The organism is Desulfosporosinus sp. BICA1-9 (genome assembly GCF_000802135.1).
The window spans coordinates 1-22,442 of sequence record NZ_JUEE01000151.1 but is presented as its reverse complement, the minus strand read 5'-3'; the positions used below and the strand labels follow the sequence as shown (position 1 = coordinate 22,442).

General features: G+C 42.0%; 23 protein-coding genes and 3 pseudogenes. 9 read left to right on the top strand and 17 right to left on the bottom strand.

The genetic code is table 11. The features are described 5' to 3' along the window. A partial coding sequence (locus JL57_RS18750) for a group II intron reverse transcriptase/maturase (RefSeq protein WP_034143499.1) occupies positions 1-457 on the top strand: 457 nt, incomplete at its 5' end. A gap of 245 nt (positions 458-702) precedes the next feature. On the opposite strand, the gene JL57_RS18745 is transcribed toward JL57_RS18750, so the two are convergent. Continuing rightward, positions 703-987, bottom strand: a complete 285-nt coding sequence (locus tag JL57_RS18745; RefSeq protein ID WP_034143498.1) for a hypothetical protein — start codon at positions 985-987, stop codon at positions 703-705. A 72-nt stretch (positions 988-1,059) separates the two neighbouring features. After that, positions 1,060-1,563 (bottom strand): GNAT family N-acetyltransferase, encoded by a 504-nt coding sequence (locus JL57_RS18740; protein WP_034143497.1) that lies wholly within the window; start codon positions 1,561-1,563, stop codon positions 1,060-1,062. A 414-nt stretch (positions 1,564-1,977) separates the two neighbouring features. Between JL57_RS18740 and JL57_RS18735 the strand changes: the two genes are divergently transcribed. Next, positions 1,978-2,166 (top strand): aspartyl-phosphate phosphatase Spo0E family protein, encoded by a 189-nt coding sequence (locus JL57_RS18735; RefSeq protein ID WP_291300259.1) that lies wholly within the window; start codon positions 1,978-1,980, stop codon positions 2,164-2,166. Positions 2,167-2,473: 307 nt separating this feature from the next. Here the strand turns inward: JL57_RS18735 and JL57_RS18730 are convergent, their stop codons facing one another. The 4 genes from JL57_RS18730 to allE form a co-directional block, all read right to left on the bottom strand. After that, the gene (locus tag JL57_RS18730) at positions 2,474-2,911 is read right to left on the bottom strand and encodes an AraC family transcriptional regulator (protein ID WP_034143495.1); all 438 of its coding nucleotides are present in this window, start codon (positions 2,909-2,911) and stop codon (positions 2,474-2,476) included. Next, positions 2,898-3,347: an ATP-binding cassette domain-containing protein gene (locus tag JL57_RS36510; protein ID WP_034143494.1), complete on the bottom strand. Its 450-nt coding sequence runs from the start codon at positions 3,345-3,347 to the stop codon at positions 2,898-2,900. The genes JL57_RS18730 and JL57_RS36510 overlap by 14 nt, the downstream gene beginning before the upstream one ends. A 324-nt stretch (positions 3,348-3,671) precedes the next feature. After that, complete coding sequence (locus JL57_RS18720) at positions 3,672-5,324, bottom strand: PucR family transcriptional regulator (protein WP_034143493.1); 1,653 nt, start codon at positions 5,322-5,324, stop codon at positions 3,672-3,674. Positions 5,325-5,412: 88 nt separating this feature from the next. Then, complete coding sequence (gene allE / locus JL57_RS18715; RefSeq protein ID WP_034143492.1) at positions 5,413-6,174, bottom strand: (S)-ureidoglycine aminohydrolase; 762 nt, start codon at positions 6,172-6,174, stop codon at positions 5,413-5,415. A 344-nt stretch (positions 6,175-6,518) separates the two neighbouring features. On the opposite strand from allE, the gene JL57_RS18710 reads away from it, so the two are divergent. Beyond that, positions 6,519-7,040: an ureidoglycolate lyase gene (locus JL57_RS18710; protein ID WP_034143491.1), complete on the top strand. Its 522-nt coding sequence runs from the start codon at positions 6,519-6,521 to the stop codon at positions 7,038-7,040. 235 nt (positions 7,041-7,275) lie between these two features. On the opposite strand, the gene JL57_RS18705 is transcribed toward JL57_RS18710, so the two are convergent. Beyond that, positions 7,276-8,505, bottom strand: coding sequence for a Zn-dependent hydrolase (locus JL57_RS18705; protein WP_034143490.1), 1,230 nt, complete (start codon positions 8,503-8,505; stop codon positions 7,276-7,278). Positions 8,506-8,891: 386 nt separating this feature from the next. Here JL57_RS18705 and allB (JL57_RS18700) point away from each other — a divergent pair, with 386 nt between their 5' ends. From allB (JL57_RS18700) to JL57_RS18690, 3 genes are read left to right on the top strand one after another with little or no spacing between them, the layout of a single operon-like run. Then, positions 8,892-10,250 (top strand): allantoinase AllB, encoded by a 1,359-nt coding sequence (gene allB, locus JL57_RS18700; RefSeq protein ID WP_034143504.1) that lies wholly within the window; start codon positions 8,892-8,894, stop codon positions 10,248-10,250. A gap of 13 nt (positions 10,251-10,263) precedes the next feature. Further along, positions 10,264-11,616: an allantoinase AllB gene (gene allB, locus JL57_RS18695; protein ID WP_034143489.1), complete on the top strand. Its 1,353-nt coding sequence runs from the start codon at positions 10,264-10,266 to the stop codon at positions 11,614-11,616. 56 nt (positions 11,617-11,672) lie between these two features. Further along, entirely contained in the window at positions 11,673-13,070 is a 1,398-nt protein-coding gene (locus tag JL57_RS18690) for an NCS1 family transporter (RefSeq protein WP_034143488.1), read from the top strand. A 200-nt stretch (positions 13,071-13,270) separates the two neighbouring features. Here the strand turns inward: JL57_RS18690 and JL57_RS36505 are convergent, their stop codons facing one another. After that, positions 13,271-13,489, bottom strand: a complete 219-nt coding sequence (locus tag JL57_RS36505) for a proline racemase family protein (protein ID WP_366557052.1) — start codon at positions 13,487-13,489, stop codon at positions 13,271-13,273. 58 nt (positions 13,490-13,547) lie between these two features. On the opposite strand from JL57_RS36505, the gene JL57_RS18680 reads away from it, so the two are divergent. Further along, a complete protein-coding gene (locus JL57_RS18680; RefSeq protein WP_034143486.1) occupies positions 13,548-14,009 on the top strand; it encodes a cell wall-binding repeat-containing protein in 462 nt (153 codons plus the stop codon). Between the two features lie 62 nt (positions 14,010-14,071). Here the strand turns inward: JL57_RS18680 and JL57_RS18675 are convergent, their stop codons facing one another. The 3 genes from JL57_RS18675 to JL57_RS18665 form a co-directional block, all read right to left on the bottom strand. Further along, a complete protein-coding gene (locus JL57_RS18675) occupies positions 14,072-15,289 on the bottom strand; it encodes a BREX system ATP-binding domain-containing protein (RefSeq protein WP_291300258.1) in 1,218 nt (405 codons plus the stop codon). Next, positions 15,289-16,509: a BREX system ATP-binding domain-containing protein gene (locus JL57_RS18670; RefSeq protein ID WP_045691791.1), complete on the bottom strand. Its 1,221-nt coding sequence runs from the start codon at positions 16,507-16,509 to the stop codon at positions 15,289-15,291. The genes JL57_RS18675 and JL57_RS18670 overlap by 1 nt, the downstream gene beginning before the upstream one ends. A 145-nt stretch (positions 16,510-16,654) precedes the next feature. Further along, a complete protein-coding gene (locus JL57_RS18665; protein WP_034143484.1) occupies positions 16,655-17,470 on the bottom strand; it encodes a hypothetical protein in 816 nt (271 codons plus the stop codon). 157 nt (positions 17,471-17,627) lie between these two features. On the opposite strand from JL57_RS18665, the gene JL57_RS18660 reads away from it, so the two are divergent. Then, positions 17,628-19,277, top strand: coding sequence for a DEAD/DEAH box helicase (locus JL57_RS18660; RefSeq protein WP_291300257.1), 1,650 nt, complete (start codon positions 17,628-17,630; stop codon positions 19,275-19,277). Positions 19,278-19,606: 329 nt separating this feature from the next. On the opposite strand, the gene JL57_RS18655 is transcribed toward JL57_RS18660, so the two are convergent. The 3 genes and pseudogenes from JL57_RS18655 to JL57_RS18645 form a co-directional block, all read right to left on the bottom strand. Continuing rightward, positions 19,607-19,789, bottom strand: a complete 183-nt coding sequence (locus JL57_RS18655) for a VOC family protein (RefSeq protein WP_366557050.1) — start codon at positions 19,787-19,789, stop codon at positions 19,607-19,609. 118 nt (positions 19,790-19,907) lie between these two features. Continuing rightward, positions 19,908-20,576, bottom strand: a pseudogene (locus JL57_RS18650) (Rpn family recombination-promoting nuclease/putative transposase); the annotation flags it as partial. A 131-nt stretch (positions 20,577-20,707) separates the two neighbouring features. Further along, positions 20,708-20,887, bottom strand: coding sequence for a hypothetical protein (locus JL57_RS18645; RefSeq protein ID WP_034143482.1), 180 nt, complete (start codon positions 20,885-20,887; stop codon positions 20,708-20,710). Positions 20,888-21,175: 288 nt separating this feature from the next. On the opposite strand from JL57_RS18645, the pseudogene JL57_RS34835 reads away from it, so the two are divergent. Continuing rightward, a pseudogene (locus tag JL57_RS34835) lies at positions 21,176-21,559 on the top strand (glutaredoxin domain-containing protein). Here JL57_RS34835 and JL57_RS34830 read toward each other — a convergent pair. From JL57_RS34830 to JL57_RS34820, 3 genes and pseudogenes are all read right to left on the bottom strand, one after another. Next, positions 21,519-21,683, bottom strand: a pseudogene (locus tag JL57_RS34830) (vancomycin resistance protein); the annotation flags it as partial. The pseudogenes JL57_RS34835 and JL57_RS34830 sit on opposite strands and share 41 nt — an antisense overlap. A gap of 159 nt (positions 21,684-21,842) precedes the next feature. Beyond that, positions 21,843-22,034 (bottom strand): Fic family protein, encoded by a 192-nt coding sequence (locus JL57_RS36500; RefSeq protein ID WP_366557051.1) that lies wholly within the window; start codon positions 22,032-22,034, stop codon positions 21,843-21,845. A 74-nt stretch (positions 22,035-22,108) separates the two neighbouring features. Next, on the bottom strand, positions 22,109-22,442 hold a 334-nt coding region (locus tag JL57_RS34820; RefSeq protein ID WP_291300255.1), incomplete at its 5' end, for a Fic family protein.

Here is a 22,442-nt window from a genome sequence, read left to right as displayed (position 1 = left end):
GCGCATCCAATACATCGTAAAGTTTTCAATAGCTAAAACGCTGGCTCGCAAATTCGACATCAGCATAAAGAAAGTGTTCGCTCGATACAGCAAAGCTCTCATGATCAATTACACAAATGCCAAAGGTAAAGCCTGCTCAGTCAGTCTGGCACTATACAAATCTTTTTCGAGACAAAAGAACTTCTTCGCCAAAATCAAGTTGGCAGTTAAATCGTTTCTTTTCCTGCCCAAGTTCAGCTTGATGGACCCGCTTGCCCATGCCTGCTACATCTGCGGTAATCAGCAGTCCCATGTCAGCATGTATCACAGGAAAACGAAGAAGAAGCTCGACAAGCCCTACTCACCGATTGCCACGATCATGCTGGCCATCAACAGGCGTCAGATACCCCTTTGCGCACACTGCTTTGCTAATGTCGAAGCTGACAGGTTCCAGTTTAATCAGCTGAAACGACGATAACTCAATTGGAATATGGAGAGCCGTATGCGGTGACAAGTCGCTTGTACGGTTCGGGAAGGGGCGGGTTACTTTGCTAATCCGCCTATTTCATACTCAAAAACAAAATGCGTTGGTGTAAGAATTTCTATCTTCTCAACCAACGCATTAAATATTTCATCATCAAACTCTTCAAGTAGTGAATCCCTGCTGTTATATTGTCTCTAGGATCTCATCAAACCTTTGTTTCAGCCCATCCTTCAAGTCGTTTATATTATCATGCTCCAACCTTTTCTTTCTTTCTTTCTTTCTTTCTTTCTTTCTTTCTTTCTTACTTCCTCCGGCTCACCCGAAATGCTTTTGTACTCCTCATTATAAACCTCAGCATCGACGCCACTATTACCAGAGTTAAACAACTCAACTCCATACATCCTTGTTTCAAATTCTACTTTCTTGTTCAAGCAATCATACAAAAAAGGTAAGGTGTTGAATGCCTCTTCTTGGCTATTAAAATAAGCCCTAGTTTCAATTTCATAGAGCATTCTCTTTTCCATAATCGCTAATCACCCCTAAATTATGATTCATTCATTATTCTTCTTTTAAACAATGGCACTTGCAACTCTCTATTATCTGACATAGCCCCCAATGTTTTTCTCAAGAACCATAAACTTTTTAGATAAGTATGGCTTAATCTCTCCAGTCTCAGAATAGCCCATACTTTTCCAGAATTTCAGCCCTTTCTCGTTACCAAATAAAACACCTAAACGAACTCGATTGAGTTGTCGACTAATAGCCCACTCTTCTAAGGCTTCATATGCCTTACTACCAATTCCTTTCCCTCGACTGAAAAGTTCAAGTACCATTAATGCTAAAGTTAATGTATTGGGAACTGGGTAACCCTTAATCAACTCAAAAACGCCTACTAGTTGTTCCTGTCCATCAACAAAAATGCCTAACAAAACTTTCTCCTTATCCTCAACCCCCTCAGGTCTATAATTAAATAAGTCTTGGGCAGCGGTCGATTTTATAGGTTCCTCATCCTGGAAAATAAGATAATCAGAACATCTTACCAATAATGCCTGAAGTATCGGAAAATCTTCTTTTTTAAGGACTTTTAATTCTGCTTCCACTTTTTATCTCCTTTTGCGTGATGTCAGTTAACGTCTCCGCATGCCGACGTGCCTGAAACTTAGCGCTACTGCGTTTATTGAAGGCATAATGAACGTATACCCGTCACTCCTAATCCATCTTTTCCTCACAACTGTGTTGACTCCATTAGTTTTGTTGGTCAAAGGCTATGAGTGTTTACAGACGACACTTAATGGCTTGAGAGGCAACCTCTTAGTTGAGGATAAGAATTGGTTAGAGATTTTTGCAATCGCTATTGGAATAATGCGGTTGAATACTTAATAAAAAATCATAAATCGACAAAGTTTCCTATTGATATGACGTAATTCCTTAGTGTAAAATAGAAATCCGAGGCGTTAATTCAGGAAAAGGAAGTTGGCTAGTCTATTGTGGAATATCAAATCTCGCATTTAAATATGTTAATTGAAGTAACGAGAGAGAAACTTGTTCAATTAACCAACAAGCGTAAATCCTTTACTCATCCAGATGTCATAGAGCTTAGTCAGAAGTTAGACCGATTACTGGATGAATACCAAGAACTGCAATACAATCTCGCCAATCCCCACGGTTGGCTTTACCATAATTATTCAAAGTTATCTTCCTAATTGTCGCTCAAGCTCTCATTCGGGGCTTGAGCTTTTTACGGCCTAACTTCGGAACGTATAATAGACAAAATGATTATAAATTTATTCTCAAACAACTTTCGCATCGACACGCCTGTTTGCGTATTGTTAAGTAATTGGCATAAATTACTTTCACCTAGAATTGAACATGTTTCCTGAATATTCCTACACTGTCGGGGGAGGCAAGCAGTTTCGTCCATTATATGATTTTATTTACGGATTTCTTAAATTCTTTTGAAACTCCTTTGGAGGAACACCTATTTGCTTTCGGAAGCGTTCAATATAATAGCTAACGCCAAATCCCATAATCCGAAATTTGACTGACTGTCATATCAGAATTCTCCAATAAATACAAACTTTTGTTGATTCGATAAGAAATCAAGTATTCAATAGGAGAAACTTGAATCGTATTTCTAAAAAATCGGCAACATTCTCCTCTGCTCACATTAGCAGACGATGCAATGTCTTCCAGACTGATTTTATTCATATAATTCTGCTGAATAAAGCTTAAAAATGTCTTAAGTCGGTTCTGGTTGGTTTCAGATGGCTTATACGTTCTCTGTAATATATCTTTCATATTTGTTACAATATTGAGCCAAACTTGGGTAAACTCAATCAGAATGTTAAGTTCATAAGCAAATTCTCTATTTTCATATAAGAAATTTATCCTATGCAGCCTGTCTAAAATATCTTTCTGCCAAGGTACAGTATTTTCAAGTAGAATCACAGGAAGACATCCTGATTCTATAAATGGAGTTACATATACAGTATCTATAATACTGCCTTAAGGCATATTTATAATATTCACTTTGATTAAATAGTGCTTTACTTATTTCATCACGAATTGGGAATCGATATCTGCAAATTTTCACACTGTACAGATCAAAATACTCTTTTACTGTTGCATCCGACATCAAATTAAATCTCACACTCTTCCACCTCGGAATAAGATAATGTGAGGTGGTTACATGTATACGAGTAGTATTTAACTGACCCAGCCGCTTATAAAGCTCATAGCGGCCCTGGGGATCCAGTTCGGCGGTCGGCTGATCCAGAATCAAGAGTGGAGCGTTGAGGGCTAAAACACCAGCCAAAACAACTCGTTGGGCCTCCCCGCCTGAAAGGGAAGCGGTTTGTCTGCTTTCATAGCCGGTTAAACCCAATCCTTTTGGTACTTTCTTGATATAATAAATAAAGATATACCATTATAAATTAGTATGAAAAAAGGAGTAATATGTATCATAACTTGGATTGGAATGTTTATGACTATGGTTTATTTACTGGCATGTGCTACGGTGATTGTAACTTCCTGTTATCAAATAGTTAAGAAAATTCATTGGACACCTAAAAACCATAGAGCTAACCCGAGGTTTAATAGAGAGTATGATTTAAGATGTTAGATGTTTTTTCTGAAAAGCACCCTTTCTTTAATTAAGAGAGGGTGCTTTTTGTTTGAAATGCCGTTCATTGCCACTCATCTTTTTAATTCAATTATTCAATAGATGCAGCATCTTTAAGCCCATCTCCAATTCAAGGCGGTTCTTATTATCTTCTAAATCCAATTGTGTCACTTCTTTAATTCTATCTAAGCGGTACAATATCGTTTTATAATGAATGAATAGTTCTTTAGCCGCCTTGCTGGCATTTCCATTGCATTCGAGAAACACTTGTAAGGTATAGAGCAGTTCTGCATTGTTTTCCTGATCATAGTTGAGTATTTTGAGCAAAGATTTAGGAAGGAATTCCTCAAGTGAATTTCCTTCCGCGAATTTACATAGAACTCGGAAAACTCCCAGTTCAGAAAATCCCACGATTGAACTCTCCTTGTGGAGCATTGCTCCATAGGTCAAAGCATCCTGTGCTTCCTTATAGCTTCGTGGTATATCCTGAATACACAGTGCTTCATCTCCGATTCCCACTTGAATCGAAATCTTTTTCATTCGCTTCTTAATCTGTTGCTGAACTTCCTTACCCACACCTTTGATCTTTTGTAATAGGCTCCCATCCTTCTCTGTTACAGGCCAAAGAACAACCACGGTATCTACTTTATTGCCGATAATAAAATCCTTAGTATGGTTCCTTATAGCACTCGAGATGATCGAGGTGATTTCCGATTTCAAACCCTGGAGGGCCATCTTATTCTGATTACGATTTTCCAACAAGTGAGCATCTAAATTTTGAAGATCAAAGACAACAATTTGATAGGGACGATTAAGATCCCATTCCATAAAGTTAGCCCGTTCTAAAACATTAGCAGAACTCATCTCACCGTTCAAGATCTGTTCTATGAGATCATTTTTAAATCTTTGTTCGACTTCGCTGACCGCAAATCGCTTGACACTATCCAACGTGACGACCGTGGCAGCATTTTCCAAACAGATGAAATCCATTTCTTCTAGAGGCTTGTTCAATTCGGCTATCGTTAAAAAAGCCTTAACCTGACTCAAGGCTTTAATTTGCACAACGACTTGCGGAACGAGATCATCTCCTAGAGCGGGGTAATTTACTTTCTGCCGATAATAGGAAAACTTTTCATTCAAGTTTTCGCGTAGCTCACGTTCTTGAGGCTCCTTGAACCTCTCTATCCGAGGGTCTGTTGCTTTAAGGCATTTGAAATTCTTATCATACACTGCGACTGGATTGCCTACTAACTCTTCTAGCGTTCGAATAATAGCTTCCAGCCCTTCACATTGTAATGCTAATGTGGTAAAGCGTTCCTGGATATCTTTATAGTATTTCAACTTAACGACTTGAGAATTAAACAGCTGCTCCATCACAGGATACATAATATCTACAAACCGGATATTTCCTTCCAATTCGATAAGCGGCAAACCAAACTCATTGGCCGCATCGATGACCTCTTGCGGAATAGTTTGAACGAAGCGCCGTATTTTAACGGCAAGAGCACTGACTTCTTTTTGGGATAGCAATTGAATAAATTCGCGATAATTTTGTCCCTCGCCAGGACCAGCGTACAAACTGGTTAAGAGAAGTTCTCCACCCGAGAGCCAATTTACAATATCAGGAGCTTCGATGATGGTAACACCTTTGACTACATTATCAAGCTTTTGGTATCCCGCAACCACTTGAGACGTTTTCAAGGGACCGATTTGCAATAAACTTTTGACTGTAATCTCCACTGTTACCACCTCAAAAACAGATTTAGCGTTTGTTTAAATCTAAATAAATACCCTTATCCTTGTACCTTGAGATTTAATGAGAACGCAATTAGAGCTTAATATCTCGGTTACAGTCTTTTGTATAGATATAAGTAAACGGTGTGCGCCCAACTCCATAGCAAGCTTGAGGAACATAAGGACCAAACCAGATAAAGTCTTCTTTCTTCACAGGAATCCAACGATCGTCGATGAGATAAACTCCTTCACCTTCCAGAAGATAGAGTCCATGTTCTTGGACATGGGTCTCAATAAACGGATGGCAACCTCCCGGATAAAAGCTCAAGGTATGGAAGTTTACATCAAAGCCTAAATCACTTGGCAGCAAATTCTTAATCCGGACATTATCCATGCCATCGTAAGCTTCATCTGGCATATCATTGAGTCTAGCAACCACAATTCTAGCTTCATGACCGTCCACAGCACGGTAACGTTGTTTGTAAAGAAGCAGCTTCCAAGGTCCATCAGACTCGTTCTTGAGACTTACGTCCAAAGATTCCGGAGCAAAAACGTAGCCACTTTCATCGACAGAATACTCTTCTCCTTGGACTGTAACTTTTCCTTGGCCATTCATACAGTAAATAAAGGTTTCGATGCCTTCTTCTTGAAAAGGTTTAACGGTACCGCCACCAGGAAGTACTTCGACTGTATACATTGAAAACTGGGGGCCATAATGAGGAGAAGCAATGATGCTGACATTGCATTGTTGGAGATTTGGAAGAACATTCCTAACTCGTCCTTCCGGAGGAATTAACGCATATCGTCCATGTTGAATAATTGCCCGAGTCGATAATAAATCATTTGGATAACCCATTGTTATATCCCCTTTCTTAAATGACAGATCTATTGTAATTTTGGCTTATGTTCATAATGTTCGCCATCTTGAATTGATTACCTTTATCCACATTGGATAAAGAGGCAGCCTTAATCTTATCATGTTTCTACTCTTTTATCTGCTATAAGTCAAGATTCCCCCTATCATACCCAAAATTATTTATCCTATATAGCTAAAGGAGGAAACGAAGGAAAAGAGAACTACTTTACATATCATATAGAAAACTTGGCTAGCGCCAAGCGCTGGCCTTAGTTGCTCTGATATGAACGTTTTACTTTTCTGGTTAGTATAACGAAAATTCCTTAAAGGAGAGATGAACTTCGATGAATCGTCTGCTTAAAGTAGAATCCTTAACAAAAGAGGCGTTTAGTCCTTTTGGCCACCTTTTATGCCCAAACCCAGGGATACCACCTTTTAAAACGACTCCACCAATTTTTACAGATCGTATGCCCTTTGAGGTAGATGATGGAGAAGCTGAATTTGTCTATGCCCTCCTTGATCGAAAAGAATTCACATTCACCGGTTTAGAGCGTCACCTTAAGGTAACCCAAGGATTCTTTATGATGACTGGTGGACAGGCTATTATCACGGTAGCTCCTGCAACCGACCCAAATGACCCTAAATCCTTACCAGCCCTTGATTCAGTCCGTGCGTTTCTTTGGGAGCGAAATATGTGTTTCGTACTTCATCGCGGCGTTTGGCATGGGACAATATTGCCCTTAGAACCTCATTTTGCTTATATTCTCGCCACTCGAAAACAAACTTCGGATGAATCGAGTGCTCCACTTTATGATGGAGATGTTCAAATAAGAGATCTCGGAGTTACTTTTGAACTAAAGCTATAACATTATTTCACATTTAAACTTAATCAATACCGTTTAGATAGTTTCTCACTTGATCTTTAAGCCTAGTGTGCTTAAAGATCCCTTTTTACATCCTTTCTATATGAACAGAAGCGCAGAAAGATCTCGATGAAATCTCTCTGCGCTCTCTAATTATTCCCAAGGATCATTAATACAATTAAACCTCAACGACGCACATAACCTCAACTCCTGAACCACCAGGGAGTTGGTTTTTTTCTTATACTTGAACTGCCAAGTCAAGAAGGTTATGGTATAAAACGTTTACACCGTCAACACAATCCTCTAGAGAACTCCATTCGGCTGGATTATGACTAATTCCATTTTTTGACCGAACAAAAATCATTCCAATCGGGCAGATATTGATCATTTGCATCGCATCATGACCAGCACCACTAGGAAGTGTGAAGGGCTTAAGGCCCATTTGATGAAACGCTCCTTGTGCTGCCCGTTGAAACTCTTCAGAACAAGGAGCTGGAGGTATGCGTTGTAAAATCTCCGTATGGAGCTCGACGCCCCTCTCTTCGCAGATTCTTCCAAATTCTTTAAAGATTTCCTTCTCAACTTGGTCACTCACATCCTGAGAAATATCCCGAAGATCTAACGTAAATTCCACAGTTCCTGGAATAATGTTGATTCCGCCAGGTAAAACCTTCAGCCTACCGACTGTGGCAACCGTCGTACCATTCTTTTTGGCTTCCCGTTCAATCATTTGAACCATCTCAGCAGCAGCTACTAGAGCATCATTGCGCAGATTCATCGGAGTAGCCCCCGCATGTCCCGCTTCTCCTGTGACGGTACATTTAAGCCAGAGCTCATTAACAATCCCGCTCACGATACCCACAGATAAATTATTACTTTCCAGGACTTTACCTTGTTCTATATGAAGTTCAATAAATACTTTTAGAGATTCTTTAGTGCGTATAGCTTCACTGACTTTATCTGGGTCAAAACCCTGCGCCTTCATTACTTCTGCGACTGAAACCCCATCTTTATCTTTCATCTCAAGATCTTTTTGTTGGAGATCCCCGATAACTCCACGACTTCCGAACATACTAAAGCTAAAACGGCAGCCTTCTTCATCATTAAAAGCATACACCTCTATAGGATGTTCGACGTCTATTGCTTGTTCATTTAGGGTTTGTAGAACTTCGATTCCTCCGATAATTCCTAGTGCTCCATCGAAGATTCCCCCATTACAAACTGTGTCGATATGCGAACCCGTAAGAACGACAGGAGCTTCTGGATTGCGTCCTTCCTTACGACCAATGAGATTTCCAACTGAATCTTCTCTGACAGTCAAACCCGCTTCATTCATGAAAGATGCGACTAATTCTTTAGCTGCTCGGTCTTCTGCAGTGAATGAATGACGAGTAATTCCACCTTCTTCTTGTTTGCCAATTGCTCCCAATTCTAATAAACGATTATACAGACGTTCTTTGTTAATCATTATTACCACTCCTACCCCACGTTACCTAATTCCTTAAATTAATAATTAAAAATACCTCATAAATTACTTCTTATAGAATTTTGCAGAAAGTTAAGTATTGTTCTAAAAAGCTTTATATCTATATTTATATTTTTCAGTATTTTGCTGTATCTGTCTTTGGCAACTGCGGATAATAATCCTGCTTTATTTCTAGCACAGATAGATAGTGAAAAATACAAATTTTCACTATATTCTTAGCGTAGACCTCCATTACATCAAAAAAAGCTGAGGTGGTGTAACTCCAAGGATGAATAATGATGGTGTAACTTAGTCATTATCCCACAATCGAGGAGCTAAACTTGAGTAACTTTAGGTTGCCATTATATGTAGAGAGCGAGGGCATGAATGTGTTTAATCTAGTTATTAAAAACGGTAAGGTTGTAACAAGAGACAGGATTTTCGAGGCATCCATTTGTGTGAATGATGGAAAAATCGCAGCGATCGTTGAACCTGGAACTCCGGTAGAAGTAGAAGCAATCATAGATGCCAAAGGAAATTATGTATTTCCTGGAGCAATTGATAGCCATGCACATCTAAATGATCCTGGTTACTTGTGGAGAGAAGACTATGCTCATGGTACAGCAGCCGCAGGAGTTGGAGGTTGCACAACTCTAGTCGATATGCCTCTTCAAAATGAACCCGCCTTGACAGATGCTCAGATTTTCGATAAGAAAGTAGAATCTGTTTCTCCAAACGCTTATGTGGATTATTGTTTTTGGGGTGGTCTGGTAGACTATAATTTGGACAAATTAAAAGAATTGGATAAAAAAGGATGCGTTGCTTTTAAATCGTTTATTGGACCTGTTTCTCCTGATTATGTGTCATTAACAATAGGACAGGCTAAAGAGGCTTTGGAAATCTTAAAGGATTGTAATGCCCGCGCAGGTTTCCATTGCGAAGATTATTCTATCATTAAATGGGAAGAAGCAAGAGCTAAGAGAAAAGAAACCAACGATTGGCAGGATTTCCTTAATACAAGACCTGTTATCGCTGAATTGATTGCTACCCAAAACATACTTGACCTAGCAAAAGAGCTCGATGCCAAAGTTCATATATGTCATGTAAGCCATCCAAGAGTTGCAAAAATTATCAGAGACGCTCAGTTGGAGGGTGTCGATGTAACTGCTGAAACTTGTGGTCACTACCTTACTTTTACAGATGAAGATGTCATAAAGAATGGAAGTCTGTTCAAATGTGCACCTCCCTTAAGAGAAGCGGCTGCAGTCGAAGAGATGTGGGAGTATGTAAACAATGGAACCCTATGTTGTGTTGGTTCTGACCATTCTCCTTGTGAATTAAGTGAAAAGAGTGAAGAAAAGCATGGAATCTTTGGAGCCTGGGGTGGTATTAGTGGCCTCCAAAACGTTATGCAGGTTTTATTTAGTGAAGGTGTAGCAAAGCGAGGCTATAGTCCTACGTTACTGGCGAGATCCTTAAGCGAAGGTCCAGCAAAAACTTTTGAAATCTACGGTAAAAAAGGTGCTATTGAGATTGGATTTGATGCAGACCTTGTCATTCTAGATCCAGAAAAGGAATGGGAAATCACACCTGAGTCCTTATATTATGTAAATAAAATTTCAGCCTTTGTGGGCCTAAAGGGTAAAGGTCTACCCATCTGCACCTTAGTAAGGGGTCAAGTTGTAGCTAAAGATGGTCAACTCGTTGGTCAAAAAGGATTCGGCACGCTTGTAAAAAAATCGCAATAAGGAGAGATAACTGATGGGCAATCGTTACGATGTCATCATACGAAACGGGATTCTCGTTGGTCCGGATGGTGTGAAAAAGGCAGATGTTGCTGTTTGTGATGAAAAAATTGTAGAAATAGCGGAAGAACTATCCGGCGATGCCAAAGAAACCATTGACGCAACAGGAAACTATGTATTTCCCGGTACAACAGACGGGCATGTGCATTTTAATGACCCGGGAAGAACAGATTGGGAAACAATCACAACCGGAAGCAGTGCTCTGGCAGCAGGCGGTGGCGTTGCGTACTTTGATATGCCCCTTAATTGCAGTCCATGCACCCTTGATGCCAAAAACTTTAAGGCCAAGCTTGCTGTGGCGCAGAAGGACTCTTTAGTTGATTATGGATTTTGGGGCGGGCTTACTCCTAAAAATTTAGATAACCTTGATGAGCTCGCAGAATGCGGCGTAATAGGGTTTAAAGCATTTTCGTGCAATAGCGGTATTGACGAATTTGAAAGAATGGACGATTATACAGCTCTGGTTGGCATGGGAAAATTAGCAAAGCTTGGCTTGCCGCTGATGGTGCATTGTGAGAATAATGAAATCACAAGAGATTTGACGTCCATCGCGCTTTCCAATAACAAAACAACCGTCCGGGATTATTTTGCCGCGCGCCCGCCAATTACGGAAATAGAAAATGTCTCGCGGATGATTTCTCTTGCTGAGGAGACAGGCTGTAAATTAATTATCGCTCATATCAGCACCGCGAAGGCGGTCGAGCTTGTTACACAGGCAAGAAGCCGAGGGGTTGACGTCTGCTGTGAAACCATTGGGCATTATCTAATTCTTACGGATGACGATGTAGGACGGATGGGAACAGTGGCCAAATGCTCACCTCCGATTCGTGATACTGAAAACCAAACAAAAATGTGGGCAAAACTTTATAACGGCGAGATCGCCTTTGTTTCCTCAGACCATTCGCCCTGCGACCCAAAGCTGAAAGATGGGGAATTTTTAAAGGTTTGGGGTGGAATCTCAGCTTGTCAAACAACCCTTCCGGCTATGCTTACTCATGCCTACCATGGAAGAAAGGTTCCGCTTGTGGATATCGCAAAATTGACGTCGCAAAATGTTAATGAGATCTTTAGAATTCAAGGGAAGGGAAAACTTGCTGTTGGTTATGATGGGGACTTTGCACTGGTAGACTTGGCAAAGGAATTTACATTACAGGCAGAGGCTCTTTTCTATAAGCACAAAGTAAGCCCTTATGTTGGTGACAGCTTCCGCGGGACAGTAACACAAACAATTCTCAGGGGAACAACTGTTTTTAAAGATGGAAGGATTGTTTCGAAGCCTATTGGCAGACATCTAAGACCTAATTTGTAACCGATAGATAATCCAGAAATACGGCAAACAATGAAAGAGAAGGAGTTGGGTGTACGATGTCTACAAATTCAGAAAGTGTCGGTACAAAAACGACGCAGATCCAACATGATACGGGTGTGGATGAATCACTAAATCCGAAAACCGAAGCGGGTAGGACGGTAGGTCCGATAGACTATGCGTTTATGTGGATTGGAGACGGCGTTAATTTAGGCAATATGACCCTTGGAGCTAGTTTGGTTGTGGCCGGTATCGCAACGCTAAACATGTTTCAGACCTTTGCCGCAGCGATCATAGCAATTGGTATCATTTCAGCTATTTTTGCGTTAAATGACAGGCTCGGTTACAGAACAGGAATACCCTATGTTGTACAGCTCAGAATGTCCTTTGGGGTGAAAGGCTCCATCATATCATCACTTTTGCGCGGTATCCCCGCCATCGTTTGGTACGGTTTTCAAAGCTGGATTGGCGGTACTGCCTTAAATGAGATTGCGAAAATCGCTACGGGCGGCGCATTTGATAATGTTTTTCTTTGCTTTGTAGGGCTTCAGCTGGTGCAAATTGGGCTTTCGCTGTACGGCTTCCATGCCATTAAATGGGTAGAATCACTTACATCGATTGTTATTATGCTAGCGCTTGTCTATGTATTTGGCGTTCTTCTAACATCCCATAGCGCTGTGATAGCAGAAAAATGGGTTCATGCAAGCGGCACATGGGGCTTGCCGTTCTTTGCCTTCATAATGATGTTTATGGGAAATTATGCAGCTATCTTTTTAAGCGCAGCCGACTATTCAAGAGAGCTAAAATCTGGTCTTAGCGACACAAAACGCGGGTTTTTGTACTTTTTGCCAATTCTAATAGCTTACGGCTTCGTACTTGCAATCGGCGCAATGCTTGCTTCCACAACCGGCATCTCCAATCCTGTGAAGGCGTTTGCAATCGTAGTCGATAATTCTTATATTACAGTCTTTGTATCCGCATTTATTGTTATGGGTGCCATTGCAGTAAACATGGTTGCTAATATTATTCCGCCGACCTATGTTATTACCCTGATCACTAAATTAAAGTATAAAGTTGCTGTTACCATAACCGGACTGCTAGCCTTAGGCTCATTCCCTTGGGTGCTTGTACAGGATTCTTCGGCAAAGGGTCTTGGTATGTTCATTCTCATCTATTCCGCATTTTTAGGCCCGATTGTTTCTATTTTATTAATCGAATATTATATATTAAGAAAGCAAAAAGTAAACGTTGCAGATTTGTACAAGGAAGACGGTCCTTTTGCCGGATATAATCCAGCCGCGGTGCTTGCCTTACTTATCGGAGCCGCCGCCGCCTTTACAAAAGTGGAGCTGGCATGGATTATCGGCGTTGTTGTAGCAGGTATTGCCTATATTCTTCTGATGAAGTATGCATTTAAAGATTCTAAATTCAAAAAGGGTACGATATTTGAAAAATAAGTATAAACATTTTTTCACTCTGTTAAGAGTACAATAAGGGGCTGTTGCAAAGCGAACTTCATAGTTCGTAGAGCAACAGCCCATTTTTGTACTCTTATATTACATGAGGTCTCCATCAATTAGTTTTACCGTCATACCCATACTTCTTTAAATACCCTGACTAAATTTTCGCCCAATATTTTCTTTACATCCTCTTCCGATTAGATTATTTCAAACCCTTGAGGATATGGATCTTTATCTTGGATAAAGAATTGATGCGTACCCGTTATCCAGGCCGAGCCAGTTATTTGAGGGATAATTCCACGATACTGGTTTATAACTTTTTCTTCTAATATTCTCCCGGTGAACATGGAATTAATAATCGTTCCATGCTCAGATTGTTGGCTTTTATTCCTTGTACTTTGCCAATTTCGAGCCATATTTCGGCAGGTTTTAGATGTAATGTTATAAGGAAGGGGGATAAAAACCGGAGGAGAAGTGATCATTGCCACAGGAGAAAATTTTCCGGATTCCTTGGCCATATCACCTTATTTGGCGATGTTCGGGATCCCTATGGTCTTAGTGGAAGCAAATGAGATTCCGGATGAAAGTCTTGCTTATTTAAATCAGCTCCAACCGACTCAGATTACAATTGTTGAGAGAGAGGGAGTAGTCAGCCCAATGGTTGAGGGAAAACTACGCGATATGTTTCCTAATGCCAGTTTAAGATGCTATGGAGGATTAAACCGGTATGAGACTGCTGCAAAAATCGCTCAAGCTCTCTTTGGCGATAGTAGCCCGAATCTATTTGTAGCCAAAGGAACAGATTTTCCTGATGCTTTAGCAGGCTCAATCTTCGCTGGATCGACTTTGTCCCTATTGTATTGGTCGAGCCTGATAAAATTCCGAAGGAAATTAAATCGGACTATCTGGATACCTTGTCCGACAAAAAGGTGGTAACTTTAGGCGGTCAAGGAGCAGTGCCCGATAATGTGCTTGAAAAGCTTAGTAGAATTCTAAAGTTATTCTTCATCGATAATACAACTCTCCAGAGAAGGCAATTCCTCCTCTTGATATTCTGGCTCTCCGAGGGCATTAATTTGAATAGTCCCGGCTTGACCGTACTGATAAAGCTGATCAAGCACTTCGACTGCAGCACGGATCCTGGTCCTTAACAGGTAGCCCCGATTCTCCGAGGCTTTAAGCACTTCCCTTACATCAAGTTTAGGTCGCCAGTCATAGGCTTGGCCGTGAAAATCCTGGACCTGTTTAAGAACAGCCAAGATTTCATCCTGGTTCAGCGGTTGAAGCTGGGGTGCGGAAATAATTGCGTTGAGTACCTTTTCAATGGGCTCTCTTTGGGCGCGATCCACATACGTCGTGGCTAGGTTTTCAAACTCATGTTTGGATTCTATGACATCCTCTTGATACGAGGCACCCAACGCGAATAGGGTAAAGGTGGATTCGAGCCGCGAATATTTCTCAGGGAACAAGAACGAGGCCATATTATTATAGGCGTTGAGGCGGGCTTTTTTACCCAAGCGACCGATCAATTCAGTCTCATCAAACAGGATAACCCATCCATTGTAACCCAGTAATTTAAAGAGGTGACTTAACAATCTAAAGTAATCCATACTGTGACGAGTTTTACTAAAAGATACGGAATACTTAACTGTTTGAGCAAAAATCCGTTTGTAGATCTGACGCAAGAGGGCATTATTGATAAAATCCCCCTCCAGATCCGACATGAGCAGGTATTTTTCATCAGGATCATCCACATGAAGAAAGGATCGCAAAACGTAAAACAACTTGTCCGTCTCTAAGTGCTTACTGGTAAAGGAGGTCAGATCTAGAGCGCTTGGATTATTCGGGGTAATATCTTGCATGACATGCTGAAATCCAGGTTGCAGGCGTCCAGGCAAGTACGTACTGCTAACAAGTTTCTGATAGGCTAGATAAAGTTTGTCAAACGGAGTCTCCTTACTTAGGGAAACTAGACTGACGACCATATTGTTACTATGGGCTAGGTTAAACACCGTATTCAAAAGGTGGGTTTTACCCTCTCCGTACTTGCCAGAAACAACCATACCAGTGGATTCTCCGGTGTCTCTGACTTGGTCTAACTTGCGGGAGATCAACCCCATTAATTCTGGACGGGCTGAGGAGAAGTAGTGTCCCACTGCCCGAGAAGACACTCCCGAACGCAAGGCTTCAATAACTCTTTGCGCTTCAAAATCCATTATTCTGCTCCTTCCTGCAAAGTTGTTAGGGCTACTTTCCTAGGCAACGAAACTTTGCCAAACCGAGACCGGGCGTGGAGTTCTTCCGCTGTGTTCAAGCTTAGAGGAGTAGCCCCAGTATCGAAGCGGTTTATGACCTGAGCCAGACGGGTCGACATTTTAAGGATATTCTCTGGAGTATAGACCTCATCAATCAGACGATCCAAATCCACAATGTCGGCGAAACGATTAAAACGTTTTCCTTCGATTTCATTTTGTATGCGCATCCATAACGCCTGATAAGACTTCAAACCCCTAACCTCATCGTCGATCAGACTGCGATCAAACGAAAAAACGAACATAGTATGTTTTAAGGTATCTATTTCATCAATCAATTCACGGATACTTTCATAGGCGTCTTCCCTTTTCAATCGGGAATAGCGAATGGTTTCAGAACTATCTGCGCCCACCAATACTTCCATATTATCAATTGATATCACTAGACCCTTGAATCCAGCAAGACAGCAAACCTCAACTAGAGAACGCAGCATGTGCCTAGCATTATATTTGGTGATTTTACTCGGTGACAAACCCAGGCGGCGTAGGGAAGACAATTTGGCTTCTCGACTTCCTTCCAGCCATAACATCAACAGCTTGCGGTTGGCCTCCTCCAACGTGGGGTGTCCCAAAATTCCACCGGTCAACATGGCACAGGCGAGGGCAAAATTATTGTCAATCAGAGGGTTGGCTAGAAAGAGCTTTTCCAACTGTTGCCTAATCTCCCGCTTGGTCAACGGATCCAGCAATCCCTGGCTGGATAAGTAATCCGCAAAGCTAATATCTTCAGGGATCAGCTTGGGATCATGCCCCAGCTGCCGGATAACCTCGTGGCTGCAACGTTGTAAGCGTTCCAGTAAATTGACCTGGTGCAATATTGCTGTATAGATTTCCTTAAAATCATGGATCCAGAGTTTACGTGCTGAGAGGCTTACCGAGATATAGCCCATGTTTTCTGCTTCCATCGCCAATATTTCTAGGAAATGTGTCTTTCCGCTCCCAGTGCGACCAGTCACGAACTTCATCTTGCTGCCTCCGCTAGCCAGATAGTTCGCCAGATATTTTTCCTTCCAAAAATCCATAATAAACTCGCTGCCTACCGATATTTCCTTCAAGATTGCGCGATTACCTGGAGCCTGTCCCTTCCTTAAGCAGGCTAGGGCTGATTTTATATCATTTTCCAAGGCTATTACCTCCTACCAAATCGATGTTCGAGGCAAGATGTTCGAGGTTAGAGTGCATGTGCTATTTCAAGCCTCGAATGGCTTCGTAGACCGTTTTCACTCTCAGATGGTTTCCGCTCTAAATGTCTGCTAATTTTCACGAAGATTATCTGGATTCCTGTAACGATACTTCTGATGTTCCGAAAAAACGAATGGTCGCCAAATAATGCTCCCGGCCATCCTGATCTAAGATACGGATAGCCTTGTTGATATTGCGACTGGGTCCAAATTGAAACTGCCGGCCATCCTCACAGGTCCGTAGGTCAGCAACATAAAGTCGTGCCAAATCAAAAGCGAAACTCTGCAGGTCATAATCTTTACGGAAGCGACGCATAGGGGTTAAAAGGGTGTAAAGTGTCTTTAAGTAAATATCTCCTACCGTTGAAGTGAGTGTTTTGCCCTGATTTTGCTTTAATAGCATTAAATCATAGGCAGCGGCAAGCTCTTTGACAAAGCCTTTGGGATCAAAGGTCACCTTTAACAGTTTATCCCTGCTGGCCTTCACCTCTTGCACAAAGGACAAAGGGCGCAGGCATTGGACACGTTTTCGATCAAGATACAAGTCCAGATTTTCGGCATCGATCCTGACCCGGAAAGGAAACATCTCATAAGTGGGATAATCTCCTTTAACGTCCACCTCGAGCCGATCGCAATGAGCCAGTAATTGTTCCACAAAGTCGCCATTTTCCACATAGTTGCGAATCCCGAAGTCGTCAACCTGCTTCTGCATCTCTTCCATCAAGGTTTCCTGTTCTTTCAGGTAAGCACGCATGGATGCCAGATCCCTAGTCCAGCTCTTAAGATCCCCCTTCTCCATATTTTTGCTTAAGCTCTTAAATAGTTTTTGCTGACTGTTGATCTTATCCTTAAGCTCTTTTTCAACGCTCAACATTTGTTTATATAGGTCCTCATAATCCGTCATTGGTTAATGCTCCTTTTTCTAATTCGTTTTTTTGCTAGAGTTCGACACAAAACAGAGTTTTCCTTCCCCACTTGCCTCAATAATCCAATAATGTCATACTAATAGCATAACATACATTATATATATTCAACCACGAGGAAGACAAGGGAGAGAAAGTATGCCTTATTTCCATAAGCAAACTTCCGAAGAGGTGGCCAACTCCACGTCAAACGTCTATAGTCAAGTGAAAAAACCATTATTTGCCTGGCAGAAAGAATGCCTGGATATCTGGTTTGGCAATCAGGGTAAAGGGGTTGTGAATGTCGTGACCGGGGCAGGCAAAACAATCCTAGCCTTGGGAGCCATCGCCAGGCTGGAATATATATTACTTAAGGAACAAGCGCCTGCTTTGAAAATCAAAATTGTCGTACCCAAGGTTTTTCTGGCCAATCAATGGGTTAAAAGTCTTCAAGCCGATCTCGCTGTTTCCAGGGAGGACATAGGCGTATACTCTGGGGTTCATAAAGACCCAACGTCTCGCAAGTATATGGTTTATGTAGTGAACTCAGCCCGTACCACCTTAGCACAGCATTTACTGGATGACTATCATCAGGGTAGCTCAATATTGTTGATCGCTGATGAATGCCATCACTATTGCAGCCCAGAAAATTCGCGCATATTTTCATTTATTGCCCAAATCCCGAGCCAAGATCCTGTCACACATTACTATGCCCTAGGTTTATCCGCCACCCCGGAAACCGCAACCTTTAACGAAACTCTGCTTCCCGCTTTGGGACCGGAGATCTATAAATACAGCTTTGTCGAGGCCTTGAATGCGAATATAATCAGTTCCTTTGCGATCTTTAACTTAAGGCTGAAATTCACGCCAGACGAAGAGCGCCAATATCTGGATTTAAGTGAACAACTAACTCAAGTCCGAGAAATTCTCATGTATCGTTGTCCTTTCCTGCAAGGCTTAACCAGACTGAGGTATTTTGCCAGCCTAGAGCAATTGGCGCAAAGCTCTGAGGATGAGAACATAGCGAGTCTTGCCCGTTCAGTACTCATGCTAGCCACCCGGCGCAAAGATTTGGTCTACAGGGCAGAATCCCGGATAACCTGTGTCAGTTATCTTGTGACTCAGCTTCCGCTCAGTTCAAAGATCTTGGTCTTTTGTGAAAGAATTGTCGTGGCAAACACAATTTATGACGAGTTAGAGTCCCTGTTTCCTGGACAAGTGGGGCGTTATCATTCCGAAATGGACGAGTGGAGTCGCAAAGAAATCCTGCGTAAATACTACGACTCGCAAATTCGCATTCTCGTAAGTTGCCGCGCCCTTGATGAAGGTTTAAATGTACCTTCAACCGACATCGGGATCATCGCCTCCTCCACCAATAGCACCCGACAACGAATCCAAAGACTGGGTCGAATCCTGCGCCAGTCTGGTATCAAGCGTACAGCTAAACTTTATTACCTGTATATTGGTTCATCCAACGAGGAAAAAGAGTTGCTGGCTGGAATTTCTCGCGACCTGACAGGGATCATTCCCATCCTTGACCTGGAATATGATCAAGATAACCAGACCTTTCATCATTCCTCATACCAAGCCCTGGCTGATCGAGTCATAGCCTACACTCAACATAAATGCTGGGGCACGGAGATCATTGCGGAGATAACTAAAAACTTGGAGCGTGGTAAGCTAGGGTGCGATTGGTGGCTCTCCGAGCAGGACTGCTGCATGCAAATTCAGAACGCCCCCTCCCGTTCAGAACAGAATTACTGGGTTAGCATGCGCTTACTAGTACAGGCCAGTCTCGGTCGGTTGTAAGTATCTATCACTTGATTTGATCAATTTGTCGAGCACCTCTTGCAACTTGCTTCCCCCGATAAAATACGTTGGAGGAACTTGAGGCACTATGGAAGTCCGTTTAGGAGACTGTTTTCTCTTTGTTTGTGAACTTATTGACCTTAATATCCAACAACTGTCTAAATTAGGCACTGTTAATATTTAATTAAAGGTTGTTATCTTTTGGTAATTACCGGTATAATAACCTTGAGGACGGTGGTAACGATGATTTTTGATAGCAAACCTTTGGATTTTGACTTTATTCTTGAAAAAAGCACCTTCAATAGAAGATGCTTCATGCTTGATCAGAATTACATATTTTCGACAAATTGTATACTAACACCGTTGGGATCTTTAACATAAAAAAACTTAATATGAGGATTAGGTTGGAAAGGCCCACTTTCTACTTCGAGTCCTTTTTCTTTTATTACCTCAATCATATTGTCAACAGACTCAACTTCAAAGCCTAAAGAGATGCCCTCGGCATTGGACAAAAAATCGCCCCACACTTCCATAGTGTAGGGGATAGCTTTTTCTGATTCGACAGCACCGGTGCTCCTAGGCCCCCCTATGGGGAGCAGACCCCTCCTTCGATCAGTAGTCTCAATCTTTTCAATCTTTTAGCACTTTAACTTCGTCTACCGTCATACATGTTACTTTAGCTACCTTTGAAATCTCCATTCCCAAGTCCAAAAGACTCTTCGCAACTTCTGCCCTTCCTTCTCCCTTTCCCTTCTGGATTGCTTCCCTCAACCGGAGTTCGGCTTCTCTGACGGCCGCCATCTCATCTAAAACTGCCTTGCGTCTCGCAAAGTACTCTTCTCTCACAATAGGATCATCACTTGATTTCTCCCACGCAGCCATGGCCTGATGCAAAACGGGATCTTGCATTGCAATCTCCTCCAGTGTTTTTAAAATTTCCTGATTTTCCGAACCCTCCAGAAGCAATAACCATCGAACTAAAACATTCTCCCAAGGGCTAACCTCTCTTCGTCGCCACTTCGAGACCAATTTAGGCAATTCCATGAAGTGCATTTCTAAGGCTTCCGTAAGTTGGAATCTCTCTTCGTCTTCGTAAAGATGAAATACACTATGGTAGTTCTTCGTCTGTTTCAAATAGCTAAAATCTAAAATGTTAATCGTGACCGCCTTCGCCAGTTCCTTGTAGGCCATCCCTTCTCGCATCTGCCTGGAGTACATCTCCGCCCAATAATACAGTGAGCGTTTCTCTATGTCGTATTGATTGCTTATAACGACCATTACGTTCAGTATGCCCTCGTTCAGGAACCTTCACGCCGAGTATGGTCCTAGTTAATTGTGTCTACTATAAGGGGATCATACTACTTCCCTTGATCTCACAGACTGTCGAACCCGAGTTTTCACAAACTAAACAATAAGTTGATAAGTTGGTGTCAGGCACTGGTCCCCCCATGGACTTCCCGCCACCGGTAGGAATTGGAGTGAAATGAACTGCCAACGCCCTTGACACCGCCGATATCAAGTATTTTTCCACTTTTCGGTTCAATTTCGGTATCGATAAAGACGATGGGTTTCAGGTTCTTTTCCTCCTTTAAAATAAAGCGTTTTTCCATCTGAGCATTGCTTCCATACCCAATACCCCAGATGGATCATTTTCCGATAATAGTATAAGCACCTGTTGAAGACAAAAGGTTAATACATCCGGGTTTGTTTTGTTTTAGAGAAAAATCAAGAATTTCCTTGGGCCTTTCGTTATCATTAGACTATGAAGAAGTTGCTGATTTCCTTGTCGAAACTTCGCTTACAAATTCCATTTGGCTACTCGCCTGGCATACATTTCGCACAGGGACGATAGCCAGTGCTATGCTGTGCATACGCATATGGGAAAGGAGTATGTTTCTATGAAGAACGTCATCATGTTCACCACACAAACTTGACCGCATTGTTTTACAGCGAAGAAGTTTCTTTCGCAGCATAAGATTCATTTTGTAGAAAAGGATATCAACTGTGATGAGTAAGCCCGCGCGGAGTTAATCCGCAGAAACGTTAACGGAGTTCCTTCTTTTCTAATCGGGGACGAATTAGTTGTCGGTTTTGATCAACAGCGGATTCTACAGCTAGTCGATCATCGGGGCAAAGAATGCGAGAAATGCAAGGGCAAGATGCGGGTGCCCATAAATAAAGGAACACTCCAGGTGACTTGCCCGAAGTGTTCGCATAAGTTTAATATTACGCCAGAGAACCAATTTCGTTGTTGTCGTGATCAAACACTCTATGACTTATAACGTTATGACGCACATATCCTCCCCACCACTCCTGGCTTATCAAATGCTCGCTCTCATAAATCTCATATTTGAATGGCCAAGGCTGCTCACATCGCCACTCACCCTCTAAATCTGAATCTCCAACCAAGGAATTGGATCAGCTCTGAATGCACATGCAAAAAAGATAGCTCAAACTATGGGATATAAGGCCATTATTATCTTCGGAAATCCTGCCTACTATCACCGATTTGGTTTTGAAAATGCAGCAAACTTCGAGATAAGTACTGCCGAAGGAGCAAATTTATTAGTCACTATTTCGTTTTACAGCCCGACACTGCTGCTTGCTGCTGTTTGGCTTGTCAGGAACAGTCATCTCAATCAAGCCAAGTTCCAACGCGGGGCGCAAATAATTGTTGCTGAACGTTGGACGGTGCTTAAGTCCAAGCCGCTCCAAAAGCTCTTTTGTGGACAGCGTTTCGCTGCCTAAGGCGGACATCAGGCGCTCGACTTGATCGGTAACTTGCTCGTGAACTTGTTCGGTTTGCATAAGATCAGTTAAGGCATCTCGGATCACGCGGAGCAAAAATCAACAAAAGCTGTAGAATCCGCCGCTTTGTCGGCAACAGCCAATATGGTGTAATACTCCTGTTGACGTTCGCGGATTAAAGTCTCCACAGGCAACCAGTTAAAGATGGGTTTCCAGCGACTTAATAAAAGCGTCTGCCACATACGCCCCATACGTCCATTTCCGTCAGCAAACGGATGGATAAATTCGAACTCATAGTGAAACACGCAACTTTTGATGAGAGGATGAGTATCAGTTGTTTTGACCCAGTGAATCAGATCACTTATCAACTTAGGTATAACCTCTGCAGGCGGGGCCATATGCACCAGCTTTTCTCCC